Consider the following 17029-nt stretch of genomic DNA (forward strand, 5'->3'; position numbering starts at 1 on the left):
GAAAACCTGTGGGACCTGCGGAGAGCTCGAGCCGGATGGAGAGGGCGAATCTTATCACGCGGACCGGAAAAAGAAACTTGACCTGAGAGGGGCATAGCGCCTCATTCAGGACGGGGTGGCCGGTCGGAACGGCCATCCGCAGCCGGCCTTGAACCGGCCAAACGGCTGATCCGACTATTAGAGCGCGATGAGATTAGGTTGAATCGTCCATCGCGCATTAGCCTGTTGTTTAAGCATGATCTTTTCGGAAAACCGCTTCGCACTTTTCCGGATCATGCTCTAGGTGGTGTGGACACTAGCGCATCCATAGAACGATGGCTGCGAGAGTGACGACGGCCCGGTAGTTCCGGGCCGTTTTTTCGAAGCGGGTTGCGACGCGGCGGAACTGCTTGAGCTTTGAGAAGCAGCATTCGACGAGATGACGCTGGGCATAGAAATGCTTGTCGAGTGGATATTTGAGCGCGCGTGACGGGTTGTTGGGGATCACGGCGAGCGCGCCTTTGGCGGCGATGGCTTGGCGCAAGTGATCGGCGTCATAGGCCGTATCGGCCATGACGACCTCGGCGGATAAGCCTTCGATCAATGCGGCGGCTTGCGGTGCATCGCCCTTCTGACCTGCGGTGAGCTTGAACCGCACCGGACATCCCAAGCCTCGAACGGCCATATGTATCTTGGTGCTCAGGCCGCCGCGCGAGCGGCCGATCGCTTGATCTTCCGCTTGATCTTCAGACCCCCCTTTTTGGCGCCGGCGGCGTGCTGATGCGCCCGAACGATGGTGGAATCGACGATCAGATATTCGAAGTCCGGATCATCGGACATCGCCTCGAAAATCCGCCACCAAACACCCTTGATGCTCCATCGACTGAAGCGCCGGAACACGCTGTTCCAGTCCCCAAACACCTCCGGAAGATCGCGCCAGGGAGACCCCGTACGCACGATCCACAGCACACCTTCCACGAACATCCGGTTGTCGCGCCCGGTGGAGCCCTTCTGATCGGGGCGCCCTATGATCAGCGGCGCTATCCGCTCCCACGCCGCGTCGCTCAATACCAAACGGTCCATCACACCCAAGGCGGCCTCCCCAAAAGCAGCCTTGAATCTGATTTGCTCCTAAAAGGGAATCCTTAGAGTCCACACCACCTAGGCGGCGGTCGCACGGGCGGCGCACTTGTCGTGCAGGCGGGAAATCGGATGAAGAACTGGCTTTCGAGACTTTCGGCGACCGTTTTGGCGGTTGGATTGGTCGCATTGGCGGCGCCCGCCCAGGCCGAGAAGCGCGTCGCGCTGGTGATCGGCAACAATGACTACAGGAACGTGCCCAAGCTGCAGAAGGCGGTGAACGACGCCCGCACCATGGGCGACACGCTGAAGCAACTCGGCTTCAACGTCATGGTGGCCGAGAATTTGAACCGGCAGGCGTTCTCCGAGACATTGCTCGCTTTCGACCGCGCCGTGGAACCCGGCGACACCGCGTTCTTCTTCTATGCCGGCCACGGCTTCGAGATCGCCGGCCAGAACTTCCTTCTGCCGACCGACGTACCGGCCGCGACCGAAGGGCAGGAGGAACTGGTGCGCGACGCCTCGGTGCTCGCCGACCGCATCATCGAGCGGTTGCAGAACAAGAAGGCGCGTACCTCGATCCTGGTGTTCGACGCCTGCCGCAACAATCCGTTCGAACGCGCCGGCACGCGCGCCGTTGCCGGCGGCGGCGGACTGGCGCCGATGACGCAGCTGCCCGAAGGCGTGTTTTCGGTGTTTTCGGCCGGGCCACGCCAGACCGCGCTCGACCGTCTCTCGAACGACGATGCCAATCCCAATTCGGTGTTCACGCGGACTTTTGCCAAGGAACTGCTGCAGCCCGGCGAGAACATGGTGCAGGTCGCCCAGCGCACGCGGCGCCTGGTCAGCGAGATGGCCGACACCGTGAAGCACAAGCAGATCCCGGTCTATTTCGACCAGATGGTCGACGATGTCTTCCTGAACGGAATCGCGAAGGGGCAGGCCGAGGCGGCCAATCCGTCCGCTCCACCGCAGCAAGTGGCCGCGCTGCCGCCGGTATCGGTGCCGAAGCTGCCGAAGGAGGATACCGTCAACGCGCCGATCGCGAGCTTCTCGCGGCACAATGGCGGCTGGTCCGTCGTGTTCTCGATCGCCGATCCGACGCTCGGAATTTCCTGGCGGATCGGCGACAGCGGCGATTTCCGCGAGACCGGCTTCATGGACACGCTCGACCCGCGCACCCGCAAGCGGATGCCCAATCCGTCGATCGAGCTGGCGGCCGACGCGCCGGCCGCCACGATCCAGCTGCGCTATGTCGATACCCAGGGCGAGATGCAGGGGCCGTTCCCGATCAAGTTCGATCCCGACGCCGCGCTGATCCGCGACCAGCGCAAGATCCTCGACATGACCGCGACGAGCTGGCTGTCGTTCCGCGAGTTCAACGGGCTGCTGGTCTACTACACTCATTTGATGTCGTATCGCTGCGCGATCCGCGAGGTGCGGATCGGCATCGATAGCGCGGTGCCGGACAAGGTCTTGAAGATGCCGGCCTGCAATCAACGCGATCCCAGTGCGATCCCGTCCGACGCGCAGCCCTATCTGAAACTCGCGCCGCAGACCAAATCGGTCTCGGTGGAGCTGACCTATCGCGACGGCAGCGTGTCGGAAATCAAGACGTTTCGGCGGTAGGCTTGCAGCCCAGTCGTCCGATCCGCGCTACAATCAGGACCTGAGGCGCGCAGCAGCGGTGAGGACGGCATCATGGATGCAGGCAATCCGGAGCAGGCGAACCGGCGTCGGATGAAGGTGCGCTGCTGCGTGGTCGGCGGCGGCCCGGCCGGCATGATGCTCGGCTATCTGCTCGGACGCGCCGTGGTCGACGTCGTGGTGTTGGAGAAGCACGCCGACTTCTTCCGCGACTTCCGGGGCGATACCGTGCATCCCTCAACGCTGCAGGTGATGGACGAGCTCGGTCTGATCGACGGCTTCCTCAAGCTGCCGCACCAGGACATCCAGAAGCTCGACGGCATGTTCGGCGGCGCCTCGGTGCGGATCGCCGACCTCAGCCGCCTCAGCGTCAAATATCCCTTCATCGCCATGATGCCGCAGTGGGACTTCCTCAATTTCCTGCGCGAGAGCGGCCGGCGCTTTCCTTCGTTCAAGGTGCTGATGAGCGCGGAGGCGACCGACCTGATTCGGCGCGGCGACGCCGTTACGGGCGTCCGGGCCAACACGGCTGATGGTCCCGTCGATATCGAAGCCGAGCTGACGATCGGCTGCGACGGCCGCCATTCCATCGTGCGCGAGCGCGCCGGCCTCGAGGTCGAGGAGATCGGCGCGCCGATGGACGTGCTGTGGTTTCGCGTCGGCCGCCGTCCGGACGAGACCGAGAATCTGTTCGCCCGTGTCGAGCACGGCAAGATGATGGTGAGGTTCGACCGCGGCGACTATTGGCAATGCGCCTATGTGATCGCCAAGGGACAATACGAGGCCGTGAAGGCGAGGGGGCTAGCGGCGCTGCTCGACGACGTGGTGCGTCTCGCGCCGATCCTCAGGGACGGCATTGCCGACGTCAAAAGCTTTGACGACGTCAAGCTGCTCACGGTGGCGATCAATCGCCTGACGCGCTGGACCCGTCCCGGCCTGCTCTGCATCGGCGACGCCGCGCATGCGATGTCGCCGATCGGCGGCGTCGGCGTCAACCTCGCGGTGCAGGACGCGGTCGCCACCGCCAATATCCTGGCGGCCAAGCTCGTGCACGGCTTGCCGTCGGAGGACGAGCTCGATGCTGTCAGGCGTCGCCGCGAATTTCCGGTGCGGGTCACGCAGCGCATGCAGGTGATCGCGCAGAACAACCTCATCACCGCAGCGCTGAAGCCAGGCGATCAGCCGGCGCCGTTCGCGTTGCGGCTGATCACGGCGATGCCCTGGCTGCAGGGGCTCACGGCGCGTCTGGTCGCTGTCGGGGTGCGGCCGGAGCACGTCCATTCGCCGGCGGCGCGCTGATCCGCGCGGTCGGAAATTATCAAGGACAACAGTTACTTAAATTGGTCATTAAAAGTTGCGTGGTCGCGCCGGTCAGCGCGCTACTCAACAGGATGCAGGAGCCCCGGCGATCCGCCGGGGCTTTTGTGTTTCAGGCCATCACCGAATAGCCGCCATCGACCGGGATCGCGGTGCCGGTGACGAAGTCCGAGGCCGGCGACGCCAGGAACACGGCGATGCCCGCGAAGTCGTCGATCGCCCCCCAGCGTGCCGCCGGCGTGCGTGCGAGCACGCGCTCGTGCAGACCGGCCACCTGCTGGCGCGCGCCCTTGGTCAGATCGGTGTCGATCCAGCCGGGAAGGATGGCATTGACCTGGATGTTGTCGGGGGCCCAGGCATTGGCGCAGGCGCGCGTGTACTGCACGATGCCGCCCTTGCTCGCGGCATAGGCCGCAGCGAAGCTCGCGCCGAAGATCGACATCATCGAGCCGATATTGATGATCTTGCCGTGGCCCGACGCCTTGAGCGCCGGATAGGCCGCCTTCGAGCACAGGAATGCGCTGGTGAGGTTGGTGTCGATCACCTTGCTCCACTCGTCGAGCTCGAGCTCGTGCGGCGGCTTGCGGATGCTCATGCCGGCGTTGTTGACGAGGATGTCGATCCCGCCGAGCTCGCCGATGACCCGCGCGACCATCGCCGCGACCGCCGCCTTGTCGGTCACGTCGGTTGCCACCGCGATCGCCTTGACGCCGCGCTTGCCGAGATCCTCGACGGCGGCTTTCGATTTCGCCTCGTTGCGGCCGACCACGGCAATCGCGGCGCCGGCGTCCGCCAGGCCGCGCGCCATGCCGAGCCCGATGCCGCCATTGCCGCCGGTGACGATGGCGACCCGGCCCGAGAGATCAAACTGTCCGTTTTTCATTGTTGTTGTCCGCTTTGGTTTGAACCGGGGATCAAGAGTGCCCGATCGCCACAACGCTGACCAGATCAGGCGCAGCCGGGCGGCTCTGCGCCAGCCGGCATGCGCAGGGGACTGCCTCGCGAAGACGTTAGCGCAACAAAAAAGCCCCGGACAATGCCGGGGCTTTTGGTCTGCTATCAGCAGAGATCAGTACTTGGCGACAACCGGGCCGGTCCAGTCGAAGCGGTAGACCAGTGCGGTGCTGATGGTCTGGACGAGCGGCCTGAAGGTGATGTCGCGACCGTTCGAGATATTGGTGCCGTCAGCCAGCTCGGAGATGTTCCTGTTGTCGTAGTAAGCGGCGCGGTACTCGGTCTTCATGAACCAGCCCGGCGCGGTGATGCCGAAGATGTTCAGGTTGTTCTCGACGCCGCCGCCGACGAACCAGCCGCTGCGGTCGAAGCCGTCGGTGTGCAGACCCGAGGGAAGAGCGGTCGCGGTGTTGAACAGCGTGGTGCCCTTCCAGTGCGAGCTGGAGTAACCGGCGTTGACGTAGGACAGAACGTTCGGAGCGACCAGATAACCCAGGCGCGCACCGGCGGCCCAGCTGTAGTCGTTCTTGATATTGCCGGCGAGGAACGGACCCTGATCCTGGATCGTGCCCTTCAGGCTGCCGAACTGACCGTCGGCGAACACGCCGATAACCCAGCTGTTGGCGGTCTGCCAGTCGTAACCGGCGCCGACGGTGCCATACCAGCCATCGCCGCCCTGGCGCTGGTTGAAGCCGAGGATCGGCGCGCCCGTGGTGGTCGACTGGACACCGGTGTCAGCGTCCCAGATGCCGCCGCCGCCACCGCCGAAGATGTAGAAGCCGGTCCAGCTCGGAGCGACCGGGAGCGGAGCGGGGGCCTTGGTGTAGGGGCGGGCGGCCAGGTCGGCAGCCGACGCCGAAGCCGTCATCGCAGCAACCGCGGTCAGAGCGAGCAAAATCTTCTTCATTTCCAAATCCTCGACTTTAGCGTTCGATCGGGTCGCTGACGGGAGCGCCTTGGCACCGATTCCCGAAACTCATGTTGGGGACTATACGTGGTTCCGCCGGAAATGCTGTTGCGGGTGAGACACAACCGCCCGAAAACGAAATCGTCGGCGCTCTCGGAAAAGGCGAATGAAAACGGCCGCCCCGATCAGGAGGCGGCCAGAAAATCATTTCAAATCAGTTGGTTACGACCTAGACGTCGAGCAGATCGTCGCTCGCGAATTCGGCCTTGTCCGAGATGAAGGCAAAACGGGCTTCCGCCTTGGTGCCCATCAGCCGCTCGACCGAGTCGGCGGTGCCCTCGCGATCGTCGGCGAGCAGCACCACGCGCAGCATCGTGCGCTTGGCCGGATCCATCGTGGTTTCCTTCAGCTGCGCCGGCATCATTTCGCCGAGGCCTTTGAAGCGGTTCACCTCGACCTTGGCGTTGGCGTTGAACTCGTTCTTCAGCAACTCGTCCTTGTGCGCGTCGTCGCGGGCATAGATCGACTTGGTGCCGTGCTTCAGCTTGTAGAGCGGCGGAACCGCCAGATAGAGATGCCCTTCGTCGATCAGCCGCGGCATCTGCCGGTAGAAGAAGGTGATCAGGAGCGAAGCGATGTGCGCGCCGTCGACGTCGGCGTCGGTCATGATGATGATGCGCTGATAGCGCAGATCCTCTTCGCGGTAATGTGCGAGCGTGCCGCAGCCGATCGCCTGCACGAGGTCGGAGAGCTGCGCGTTGGCGGTCAGCTTGTCCTTGCCGGCAGACGCGACGTTGAGGATCTTGCCGCGCAGCGGCAGCACGGCCTGCGTCTTGCGATCGCGCGCCTGCTTGGCGCTGCCGCCGGCCGAGTCACCTTCGACGATGAACAGTTCGGAGCCTTCGGTGCCGGCGTCGGAGCAATCCGCGAGCTTGCCGGGCAGACGCAGCTTCTTGCCGGCGGTCTTGCGCGCGGTTTCCTTCTCCTGGCGGCGGCGCAGCCGTTCCTCGGCGCGATCGATCACGAAATCGAGCAGCCGGTTGGCCTGGTTCGGATTGCCTGACAGCCAGTGATCGAACGGGTCCTTGATCGCCTGTTCGACGATGCGCTGCGCTTCGGCGGTGGCGAGGCGATCCTTGGTCTGACCCTGGAATTCAGGTTCGCGCACGAACACCGAGAGCATCACCGCTGCACCCACCATCACGTCTTCCGAGGTGATGGAGGCTGCGCGTTTGCCCTGGCCCGCACGTTCGGCATGATCCTTCAAGCCGCGCAGCAGCGCGCTGCGCAGGCCCGATTCATGCGTGCCGCCGTCGGGCGTCGGCACCGTGTTGGTGTAGGACGACAGGAAGCCGTCGGCATCGGCGGTCCAGGCCACCGCCCATTCGCAGGCGCCGTGGGCGCCGCTGCGGCCGGACTTGCCGGAGAAGATGTCCTGATGCACCAGCGTGTCGGCGTGGATCGCCGCGGCCAGATAATCCTTCAGGCCGCCGGGGAAGTGGAATTTGGCTTCCGCCGGGACGTCTTCGACGCCCTTCAACAGCTCCTGGTCGCAACGCCAGCGAATCTCGACACCGCCGAACAGATACGCCTTCGAGCGCGTCATCTTGAACAGACGCTGCGGCTTGAAGGCCGCCTTGGCGCCGAAAATGTCGGTGTCCGGCTTGAAGCGGATGCGCGTGCCGCGGCGGTTGCTGATCTTGCCGAGGTCTTCGAGCTTGCCCTTGGGATGGCCGCGCTCGAAGGTCATGCGGTGCAACTGCCCGCTGCGTGCAACCTCGACCTCGAGCCGCGAGGACAGGGCGTTGACGACGGAAACGCCGACGCCGTGCAGACCGCCCGAGGTCTCGTAGACCTTGGAGTCGAACTTGCCGCCCGAATGCAGCGTGCACATGATGACTTCGAGCGCCGACTTCTTCGGGAATTTCTTGTGCGCGTCGACCGGAATGCCGCGGCCATTGTCGGTCACGGTCAGGAAGCCGTCGGCGGTCAGCTCGACCTCGATGAAGGTGGCGTGCCCGGCAAGCGCCTCGTCCATCGAATTGTCGATCACTTCGGCGAACAGGTGATGCAACGCCTTTTCATCGGTGCCGCCGATATACATGCCGGGGCGCCGGCGGACCGGCTCGAGCCCCTCCAGCACCTCGATATCATCAGCGGTATAGCTGGCTTCGGCGCCTGTGGTCGGCCGGGAAGCAGCCTTCGCCGGGGCGCGTCCCTTCCGCTCCGGGGCTCCGAACAGATCGTCGTCAGATTTGCTTTTTGCGTTCGACTTCAATGCTTTGGCCATGGTTCTTCAAGTGGCGCACCAGTTTTGGCGCAGCGAATCGGTTGCTCTGACTATGCCACGGATGGGCTGCCAATGGGGACGGCCGCGCCCCCGGGGGCCCCGGCCGCCTGTCTAGATAGGAGCCCGCGATTACGCTTTCGAGGTGCGGAACACAACGACCGTGAACAAGGCCATGGCGACAACCACGGTCAGGGATCCGACGATCGGCGCCGCCTCGACCGAGGGCCCCTTGAGCAGCACCGCCGCCACGCCGGCCGGGAACAGGATGCCGCCGACGATATGCAGCCAGCCCTGGATCTTGGCCAGCAGCATGGTGCCCGCGGCCGGCACCAGCCGGTAGTACAGGCCGAACAGGAACAGCAGCACGCCGCCCACGAGGTTGAGATGCGCGTGCGCCGGTCCTAACGTGAAGTCGTGCTCGATACCCATGGCAATGCCCGCGAGCATTCCGAACAACAGGACGACAACGCTCACGCACATCATCAGTGATCCAATCATCCAGTATTTCCTTTTTCTTGTGAGGGGGATGCCAGCCAGCCTGGACCGCAGGGGCCTTACGGGAAATCACGTTCGATCCCCGCCTTTGTGACTTGATGTCACGCAATCGGCTGGCTTACCTGTTCTTAGGCTGCGAGCCGCTACAAAGGTTCATTCGAGGTTCAACGGAGCGGAAGGCACTCGACGAGATGGAAGATATTACGCGGGCCCTGGCCGAATTCGTCCGCCATCACCAGGTCTGGGCCGCTCCGATCGTCATGCTGCTGGCGTTCGCTGAATCGCTCGCCTTCATTTCATTGCTGGTGCCCGCCTGGGGCGCGCTGGTTGCGATCGGCGCGTTGATCGGCGTCAGCGGCATCAGCTTCTGGCCGATCTGGATCGCCGGCGGCATTGGCGCCGCGCTCGGCGACTGGGTCTCGTACTGGTTCGGCTACCGCTACAAGGAGCAGGTCGCGCAGATGTGGCCGTTGTCGCGCTATCCGGAAATCCTGCCGCGCGGCGAGGCCTTCGTGAAGAGCTGGGGCGTGCCCAGCATCTTCATCGGCCGCTTCTTCGGCCCGCTGCGCGCCTCGGTGCCGCTGGCGGCCGGCATTTTCGAGATGTCGTACTGGCAATTCCAGGTCGCCAATTTCGTCTCCGCGCTGATCTGGTCGGCCGCGCTGCTGCTGTTCGGCGACGTCATTGGCCAGGTCATCGAGTGGATGTGGCGGGCTGTGTAGTGAGCCCGGAATAAGGTCATGAAGCAGGGGTTAGTCGAAGGACGGCCGGCCGCGCGGCCGTCATCGCGCGAGCATCGAAACGCTGATACAACCTCACCCCAACAAGCGCGGCTTCCATCGATCGCATCATCGTTTCACCGGGAGGACATGATATGGAATTGACACGACGTCACGCTCTCGCCGGCGCTGCCGGCATCGCGGCCGCACCGTTGTTGTCAGCCGTTCCCGCGGCGGCCACGGCGCCCGCAGCCGACAAGCAGGCGCCGAGCTTCTATCGCTACAAGGTCGGCGACATCACGGTCACCGCGGTATCCGACGGCAAGAACGTCTTCAAGCTGGAAGACGCCTTCATTCCCAATGCGAAGCGGGAAGATATCAACGCGGCGCTGGAGAAGGCGTTCATGCCGCGCGACATGGTGACGATCTGGTTCGCGCCGCTGGTGCTCAACACCGGCGGCAAGCTGGTCGTGATCGACACCGGCAACGGCGCGCTGGCAAAGGCCAGCTCGAAGGGCGCCAACGGCCTGTTCGCCGACAATTTCGTCGCGGCCGGCTTCGATCCCAAGGCCGTCGACATGGTGGTGATCTCGCACTTCCACGGCGACCACGTGAACGGCTTGCTGACCGCCGAAGGCACGCCGGCCTTCCCGAATGCCGAGGTGCTGGTGCCGGCCACCGAATGGAAGTTCTGGATGGACGATGGCGAGATGAGCCGGGCGCCGGCCGGCCGCATGGCGGGCCTGTTCAAGAACAACCGCAATATCTTCGAGGCCGGCCTGAAGAAGAAGGTCACGCCCTACGAATGGGGCAAGGAGATCGCGCCGGGCCTGACCTCGGTCGAAACCGTCGGCCATACGCCGGGCCACACCTCCTATGTGCTGGCCTCGGGCCCGGACAAGGTCTTCATCCAGTCCGACGTCACCAACAATCCGCATTTGTTCGCGACCAATCCCGGCTGGCATGCCTTCTTCGACCAGGACGCCGACGTGGCGGAGAAGACCCGCCGCCGCGTCTACGACATGATCGTGGCAGAGCGGCTGCAGGTGCAGGGCTTCCATTACCCGTTCCCGGGCCTCGGCAACCTAGTGAAGGACGGCAGCGGCTACCGGCTCGTGCCTGCGCCATGGAATCCGGTGATCTGAACGGTTTTTCTTGACGCCAAGCGGGCGCGGCCTTATAGCCGCGTCCATGATCAACGCCGCGACCATCATCATTGCCCGCCGCCGCCGCATTCTCGCGGTATGGGCGGTCGCTCGCGTTTAAGACCATCGCCTCTGCCGCCGGATCCTGTCCCGCGGCGCTCTCCTCAAAAAGACACGCGGTTCGATCTGGCGGCTCCTCGTCATGCAGGAGCTTCGACCATGTATACGCCGCCGCCTTTCAAGCCCGGCCGCGCCGCAAGCCTCGCCTTTGCGGAAGCGCGCGGTTTTGGCATGGCCTGCGCGTGGGACGGCGGCAAGCCGATCGCCTCCGCACTGCCGTTCTACCTGAGCTACGCCGCCGACGGGACGCCGCGGGCGCTGTTTCATGTTGCCCGTCACAATCCGCTGGTAAAGCTGGCAGGCGAGGCGGCTTGCGAGGTGCCTTGGCTGCTGGCTGTCACCGGCGCGGATGCCTATGTGTCGCCGGACTGGTACGTGTCGCCTGACCAGGTGCCGACCTGGCTCTATCAGGCCGTGCATCTGACCGGGCCGGTGCGGATGTTGTCGGGTGAGGAACTTACCGCTCAGATCGACGCGCTGAGCGCCAAGTTCGAGGACCGGCTGTTGCCGAAGAAGCCGTGGACGTCGGCTAAGATGACCGCGGCGCGGCTCGATGCCATGAAGAAGGCGATCGTGGGCCTTGAGATGACGGTGGAAGAGGTGGAGGGCAGCTTCAAGCTGAACCAGCACAAGTCCGAGACCGATTATGCGGCGGTCGCGGGCAACCTTGCCGCGCAGGCGGACGCCGGCGCTCAGCAGATCGCGCATCTGATGCGGCAGGCGCGGCCGGATGTCTTTGCAATCAAAACCAACGAGCTCGAAAGGAGCGTGCCATGACCCTCACCGACACCAACCAACCGAAAATCAAGAGCGGTGCGACCAAGGCCACCGTGTTCGTCGATGGCGCATCCGGCACCACCGGTCTCGGCATCCAGGAGCGGTTGCACGCGATCGGCGACGTCGCGGTGAAACACATCGCCGAGGACAAGCGGAAGGATGCCGGTGCCAAGCGCGCGCTGATGGAGGAGGTGGATCTCGTGATCCTCTGCCTGCCTGACGAGGCCGCCAAGGAGACCGTCGCGCTGATCGACACCATGGGCAATTCAGCGCCGAAAGTGCTCGACGCGTCGACGGCCTATCGGGTCGCGCCCGACTGGGCCTATGGCTTCGCCGAGCTCGCGCCCGACCAGGCCGACAAGATCCGCAACGCGAAGAAGGTCTCCAATCCGGGCTGCTATCCGACCGGCGCAATCGCGCTGCTGCGGCCGATCGTCGATGCCGGCCTGCTGCCGGCGGATTACCCCGTCACCGTCAACGCGGTGAGCGGCTATTCGGGCGGCGGCAAGTCGATGATCGCAAGCTTCGAGGACGGCTCGGCGCCGGCCTTCGAGCTCTATGGCCTCGGCTTCGAGCACAAGCACGTGCCGGAGATGCAGCTGTATTCGCATTTGACGCGGCGGCCGATCTTCATCCCGTCGGTCGGCAACTACCGGCAGGGCATGCTGGTCTCGGTGCCGCTGCAGCTCGACGCGCTGCCGGGTAAGCCGACCGGCGCTGATCTGCAGGCTGTATTGGCGAAGTGGTACGCCGGCAGTAAATACGTCTCGGTGATGCCGCTGCAGAACGAAGCCAGCAAGGGCGGCCGGCTCGAGCCGGAGGCGCTCAACGAAACCAACCAGCTCGAGCTCCATGTCTTCGCCAGCGACAAGCACCATCAGGCGGTGCTGGTCGCCCGCCTCGACAATCTGGGCAAGGGTGCGTCGGGCGCTGCCGTGCAGAACATGCGGCTGATGCTTGGACTGGCCGACAGCTAACTGCGAGGCGCATCGTGGACGACGCCACGCTGCAATTCTACCGGCGCAATGCCGAGGCCTATGCCGGGTGGGCGAAAGCACCGTCCGCCCGGCTCAAGGGCTTTCTTGGCCTGTTGCCGCGAGGCGGCGCGATCCTCGAACTCGGCTGCGGCGCCGGCAATCATGCCGCCGTCATGCTCGCCGAAGGCTTTGTGCTGCGTGCGACCGATGGTTCACCCGAGATGGCTGAAGTCGCCGCGCGCCGCATCAATCATCCGGTCGAGGAGCTTGTCTGGATAGTCGCTGTTCAAATCTGGTCGGGTCTGATTCAACATTGGGCGATGAGCAAGTATTTTCGGCCTTGGAACATCGATCAGACGCTGCTTCTGCCGCCGAATGTGCAGGACTTCGTGCCGAAAGGCCATGTCTCGCGGTTTATGGTTGATCTGGTGCGGGAGAGCCTCGATCTCAGGGAGATCATGGGCAGCTATGTGAGCGGGCTTGGGCAGCCGCCGTTTGATCCGCGGATGATGGTGGCGCTGCTGCTGCATAGCTATGCGAGTGGGCTGTATTCGTCGCGTCGGATTGCCAAGGCCTGCCGGGAGCGGAACGATTTTGTGATGATCGTGGCGCTGGATGCGCCGGATTTTCGGACGATCAGCGACTTTCGCAAGCGACATTTGAAGGCGCTCGGCGCGCTATTCGTGCAGGTTCTGAAGTTGTGCGAGACGGCCGGGCTGGTCAAGCTCGGTCATGTCGCGCTGGATGGTACGAAGATCAAGGCGAACGCGTCGAAACACAAGGCGATGAGTTATGAGCGCATGAAGAAGCGCGAGGCGGAATTGAAGGCCGAGGTCGCTCGCATGCTGGCGGCCGCCGAGGCGGCGGATGCCTCGGAGGATGAGACTTTCGGCAACAGCGACGAACTGCCGGACTGGACCGTCGACAAGCAGAAACGGCTGGCGAAGATCCAGCAAGCGATGGCGGCGCTGGAAGCGGACGCCAAACTGGCGGCGGAGGAAGAGCGCCGCATCGAGGCCGAAAAGGAACAGCAGCGCCAGGCCGAAGGCCGCAAGAAGCCGGGCAAACCGGCGGCGCTGCCATCGGAGGAACCCAATCCCAAGGCGCAACGCAACTTCACCGATCCGGAAAGCCGCATCATGAAGTCGAAGGATGGCTTCGTTCAGGCCTATAATGCCCAGGCGGCCGTCGATGCACATGCCCAGATCATTGTCGCGCAAGAACTGACCCAGCACGGCAGCGATCAGGGCCAGTTGGTGCCCCTGATCGAGGCCATCGAGAGCAATCTTGGCCGCAAGCCGCGGCAGGCCTCAGCGGATTCCGGCTACTGCAGCGAAGCCAATCTCGAAGCGCTCGACACACGCAGCATCGATGGCTATGTCGCGCCCGGACGCGCCAAGCACCCGACAGTAGCGAACGGAAAAGTCGGCGGCCCGCTGACACAGGCCATGCGAAAGAAGATCGACGATGGCGGCTTCGAAACACCCTACCGATTGCGAAAGCAAGTGGTGGAGCCGGTGTTCGGGCAGATCAAACAGGCAAGAGGCTTCCGCCAGTTCCTGTTGCGGGGCATCGAGAAAGTGCGCGCCGAGTGGACAATGATCTGCACCGTCCATAACCTCCTCAAGCTGTTCAACCTCGCAAACGCAGCCTGAGCCTGCTACTCTACAACAAATGCCCGTCACGAAAACATATCTGGACGGGCTCCGAGGCGATGCTGTTCGATCAGCTCGAGGATCTGGACGCCTATGACGGCGTCTGGGCCAGCGCCTGCCTGCTGCACGTGCGGCGCGACGAACTGGCCGGCATCATCGGCCGCATCCACCGGGCGCTGAAATCCGGCGGTATCTTCTACGCGAGCTACAAGATCGGCCATAGCGATGGCCGCGACAGCATCGGCCGCTACTACAATTACCCCGCCGCCGACTGGCTGGCGGCGACCTACGCATCGTCAGGGGCGTGGACCCAAGTCTCGTCCGACACCAGCGAGGTCAAGAGTTTTGACGAGGCGCCCGCGACGATGCTGCATATCGTCGTGCGCAAGGGCTAAGGAATAGCGCCGGCGCGGCTAGAGCATGATCCGGAAAAGTGTGAAGCGGTTTTCCGAAGCGATCATGCTCAAGAAAAGGGGTGAAGCGCGATGACTTCATCGTGCTTCAGCACCGCGGCCGGCGCGAATCTTGTTGCTCAGACGATCTTGAAGATCGCGAGCGCGAGCACCGCTTGCGCGATGAAGCCGACCGTAAAGGCCAGGGTGCGGAACACCGGCAGGCCGAGCGTGTAGACGACCAGATGCGCGACGCGGGCCCAGAAATAGACGGCGCAGGCGAGCACGGTCCATTTGGTGGAATAGTCGGCGGCATTGAGGATCAAGACCAGCGGCGCGAAGATCACGAGGTTCTCGACCGCGTTGTCGTGCGCGAACATCAGCCGGTTGGCCCATTCGGCGTGCGGCTTGTCGTTGCGCGAGGGATTGCCCATCGCGCCGGAGAGGCCGCGCACCTGGCAGCGGTTGATGATGTAGGGAACCCACAGCAGCCCGGTCAGGATCACCGTCAGCGACAGCCAGAACAGTTCGCGCGTCATCGTCTCCCCCTCACGTCAATTCGATTCCCGACCGTCGGGATCGTCTGTTTATAGCTGAGCGGGAGACCGCGCGCTACGCGCGGACACGGACATAGCTGCCCGGGGCGTCCTCGAGCGCCGGCATCCCGACCGTGCGCGCCGGCACCGTCTCCGGATCATGGCTCTCCAGCCAGCCGCGCCAATCGGGCCACCATGAACCTTTGTGCTCCTCGGCGCCTTTGAGCCAGTCGGCGAGCTTGATGTCCTTGATGTTGTCGTTGGTCCAGTACTGGTACTTCTTCGAGGCCGGCGGATTGACCACGCCGGCGATATGGCCGGAGCCGGACAGCACATATTTCACCGGGCCGCCGAAGAACTGCGAGCCGTACAGCACCGATTCCGCCGGCGCGATGTGATCTTCGCGTGCGGCGAGGTTGTAGACCGGCACCTTCACCTTCGACAGATCGAGCAGCGTGTTGTCGAGCACCATGGTGCCGGTCGACAGCCGGTTCTCCAGATAGCAGTTGCGCAGATAGTAGGAGTGGTTCGACGACGGCATCCGGGTCGCATCCGAATTCCAGTGCAGCAGGTCGAACGAGGAGGGCGACTGGCCCTTCAAATAGTTGTTCACGACATACGACCAGATCAGGTCGTTGGAGCGCAGCATGTTGAAGGCCATCGCCATCTTGCTGCCTTCGAGCACGCCGGATTCCTGCATGTCGCGTTCCAGCGCCGAGATTTGGTCCTCGTCGACGAACACCAGGAGGTCGCCGGCGTGGCTGAAGTCGACCTGCGCGGCAAAGAACGTCGCCGACGTCACGCGCTGGCGGCGCTTCTCGGCGAGGTAGGCGAGCGTCGAGGCGAGCAGGGTGCCGCCGACGCAATAGCCGGCGGTGTGCACCTTCAGCTCGCCGGTGGCCTTCTCGATCACATCCATCGCGGTGAGCGGGCCTCCGGTCATGTAGTCGGCCCAGGTCTTCTTGCCGAGCTCCTTGTCCGGATTGACCCAGGAGATCACGAACACCGTGATGCCCTGGTCGACGCACCATTTGATGTAGGATTTCTCAGGGCGCAGATCGAGGATGTAGAACTTGTTGATCCAGGGCGGCACGATCAGGAGCGGTGTGCGCAGCACGTTCTCGGTCGCCGGCGAATACTGGATCAGCTGCATCAGCTCGTTCTGGTAGATCACCTTGCCCGGCGTCGTCGCCATGTTGACGCCGACCTCGAGATTGGCCGAGTCGGACTGGCGGATCCGCAGCGTGCCGTGGCCGGCCTCGATATCCTCGGCCAGCATCTTCATGCCGCGCACCAGGTTGTCGCCGTTGCTCTCGACGGTGGCGCGCAGCACCTCCGGATTGGTCAGCACGAAATTCGACGGCGCCAGCGCGTTGCTGATCTGCTGGACATAGAACTCCGCCTTCTTGCGGGTATGCGGATCGATCCCGTCGGCGTCGTGAACCAGCTGCTGCGCCCATTTCGCGGTCAGCAGATAGAGCTGCAGGATGAAGTCGAAGAACTGGTTCGACTTCCACTCCGGATCCTGGAACCGCTTGTCGCGCGGTGCCGGCGCGATCGCGGGCTTGGCATCGGCTTCGCCGGCCATGCGGCGCACTGCCGCGCCCCAGAGATCGAGGTAGTCCTTGCCGAGTTGCATCTGCAGCGACGAGGCGCGCTCCTTGTCGGACAGCCAGTATTCGGCGATCACGCTGAAGGTCTTGATGACCTCACCGAGCTCATTCGGCGGCTTATCGCGGACTTCCCCGGTCTGGCGCGGCTTTAGATAGGCTGCAAGCGCCTGGCCGCTGCTCTCCAGCGCCCGGGCGATGTTCATGGCGAAGGCTTCGGCGTTGAATTTCGGGGTGGCTTGGGTGTCGGTACTGACGTTGCTCATCTGAGGGACAATATCGCCTGGTTTGGGGGGCGTCATCGCGCGGTGCGGCAACGGGAATCGGTCAAAATCCAATGTTTCGCTCTGCTGCAGTGCGATAAAAAATTCTTTGTTCTGACATATTGAAGCCTCAGGGGTCGCATTTCTTGTTCACGCTTTAAGCGTT

The 17029-nt window shown here is 63.7% G+C and carries 14 protein-coding genes and 1 pseudogene; 8 read left to right on the top strand and 7 right to left on the bottom strand.

Features of this window, described 5'->3' with window-relative positions:
- Positions 1–295: 295 nt before the first annotated feature.
- Positions 296–1062, bottom strand: a pseudogene (locus tag HAP54_RS35055) (IS5 family transposase).
- 129 nt (positions 1063–1191) lie between these two features.
- Between HAP54_RS35055 and HAP54_RS35060 the strand changes: the two are divergent.
- Positions 1192–2688 carry a caspase family protein gene (locus tag HAP54_RS35060; RefSeq protein ID WP_166294957.1) on the top strand — a complete coding sequence of 499 codons (1497 nt, stop codon included), beginning with the start codon at positions 1192–1194 and terminating at the stop codon, positions 2686–2688.
- A gap of 72 nt (positions 2689–2760) precedes the next feature.
- Positions 2761–4005 carry an FAD-dependent oxidoreductase gene (locus HAP54_RS35065; RefSeq protein WP_210297485.1) on the top strand — a complete coding sequence of 415 codons (1245 nt, stop codon included), beginning with the start codon at positions 2761–2763 and terminating at the stop codon, positions 4003–4005.
- A 130-nt stretch (positions 4006–4135) separates the two neighbouring features.
- On the opposite strand, the gene HAP54_RS35070 is transcribed toward HAP54_RS35065, so the two are convergent.
- The 4 genes from HAP54_RS35070 to HAP54_RS35085 all read right to left on the bottom strand — a co-directional run bounded on the left by HAP54_RS35070 (position 4136) and on the right by HAP54_RS35085 (position 8654).
- Positions 4136–4906 carry an SDR family NAD(P)-dependent oxidoreductase gene (locus HAP54_RS35070; protein ID WP_166294959.1) on the bottom strand — a complete coding sequence of 257 codons (771 nt, stop codon included), beginning with the start codon at positions 4904–4906 and terminating at the stop codon, positions 4136–4138.
- A gap of 186 nt (positions 4907–5092) precedes the next feature.
- A complete protein-coding gene (locus tag HAP54_RS35075) occupies positions 5093–5884 on the bottom strand; it encodes an outer membrane protein (RefSeq protein ID WP_166294961.1) in 792 nt (263 codons plus the stop codon).
- 229 nt (positions 5885–6113) lie between these two features.
- Positions 6114–8174, bottom strand: coding sequence for a DNA topoisomerase IV subunit B (gene parE / locus HAP54_RS35080; protein WP_166294963.1), 2061 nt, complete (start codon positions 8172–8174; stop codon positions 6114–6116).
- 129 nt (positions 8175–8303) lie between these two features.
- Positions 8304–8654, bottom strand: coding sequence for a hypothetical protein (locus HAP54_RS35085; protein ID WP_248114545.1), 351 nt, complete (start codon positions 8652–8654; stop codon positions 8304–8306).
- 206 nt (positions 8655–8860) lie between these two features.
- Here HAP54_RS35085 and HAP54_RS35090 point away from each other — a divergent pair, with 206 nt between their 5' ends.
- From HAP54_RS35090 to HAP54_RS35115, 6 genes are all read left to right on the top strand, one after another.
- Complete coding sequence (locus tag HAP54_RS35090; protein WP_166294967.1) at positions 8861–9391, top strand: DedA family protein; 531 nt, start codon at positions 8861–8863, stop codon at positions 9389–9391.
- Between the two features lie 152 nt (positions 9392–9543).
- Positions 9544–10533, top strand: a complete 990-nt coding sequence (locus tag HAP54_RS35095; RefSeq protein ID WP_166294969.1) for an MBL fold metallo-hydrolase — start codon at positions 9544–9546, stop codon at positions 10531–10533.
- 219 nt (positions 10534–10752) lie between these two features.
- Positions 10753–11430, top strand: coding sequence for an FMN-binding negative transcriptional regulator (locus tag HAP54_RS35100; RefSeq protein WP_166294970.1), 678 nt, complete (start codon positions 10753–10755; stop codon positions 11428–11430).
- A complete protein-coding gene (gene argC, locus HAP54_RS35105) occupies positions 11427–12407 on the top strand; it encodes an N-acetyl-gamma-glutamyl-phosphate reductase (RefSeq protein WP_166294972.1) in 981 nt (326 codons plus the stop codon). Before HAP54_RS35100 ends, argC begins: the two co-directional genes overlap by 4 nt.
- Positions 12408–12727: 320 nt before the next feature.
- Positions 12728–14062, top strand: a complete 1335-nt coding sequence (locus HAP54_RS35110) for an IS1182 family transposase (protein ID WP_166202952.1) — start codon at positions 12728–12730, stop codon at positions 14060–14062.
- A gap of 59 nt (positions 14063–14121) precedes the next feature.
- Positions 14122–14457 carry a class I SAM-dependent methyltransferase gene (locus HAP54_RS35115; RefSeq protein ID WP_224741641.1) on the top strand — a complete coding sequence of 112 codons (336 nt, stop codon included), beginning with the start codon at positions 14122–14124 and terminating at the stop codon, positions 14455–14457.
- 137 nt (positions 14458–14594) lie between these two features.
- Here the strand turns inward: HAP54_RS35115 and HAP54_RS35120 are convergent, their stop codons facing one another.
- Both HAP54_RS35120 and HAP54_RS35125 read right to left on the bottom strand, forming a co-directional pair.
- Positions 14595–14993 (bottom strand): MAPEG family protein, encoded by a 399-nt coding sequence (locus tag HAP54_RS35120; RefSeq protein ID WP_029083359.1) that lies wholly within the window; start codon positions 14991–14993, stop codon positions 14595–14597.
- 73 nt (positions 14994–15066) lie between these two features.
- Positions 15067–16866: a PHA/PHB synthase family protein gene (locus HAP54_RS35125; protein ID WP_166294974.1), complete on the bottom strand. Its 1800-nt coding sequence runs from the start codon at positions 16864–16866 to the stop codon at positions 15067–15069.
- Positions 16867–17029: the final 163 nt, after the last annotated feature.

The sequence above is a fragment of the Bradyrhizobium sp. 2S1 genome, from assembly GCF_011516625.5.
In the GTDB taxonomy this organism is placed as follows: domain Bacteria; phylum Pseudomonadota; class Alphaproteobacteria; order Rhizobiales; family Xanthobacteraceae; genus Bradyrhizobium; species Bradyrhizobium septentrionale.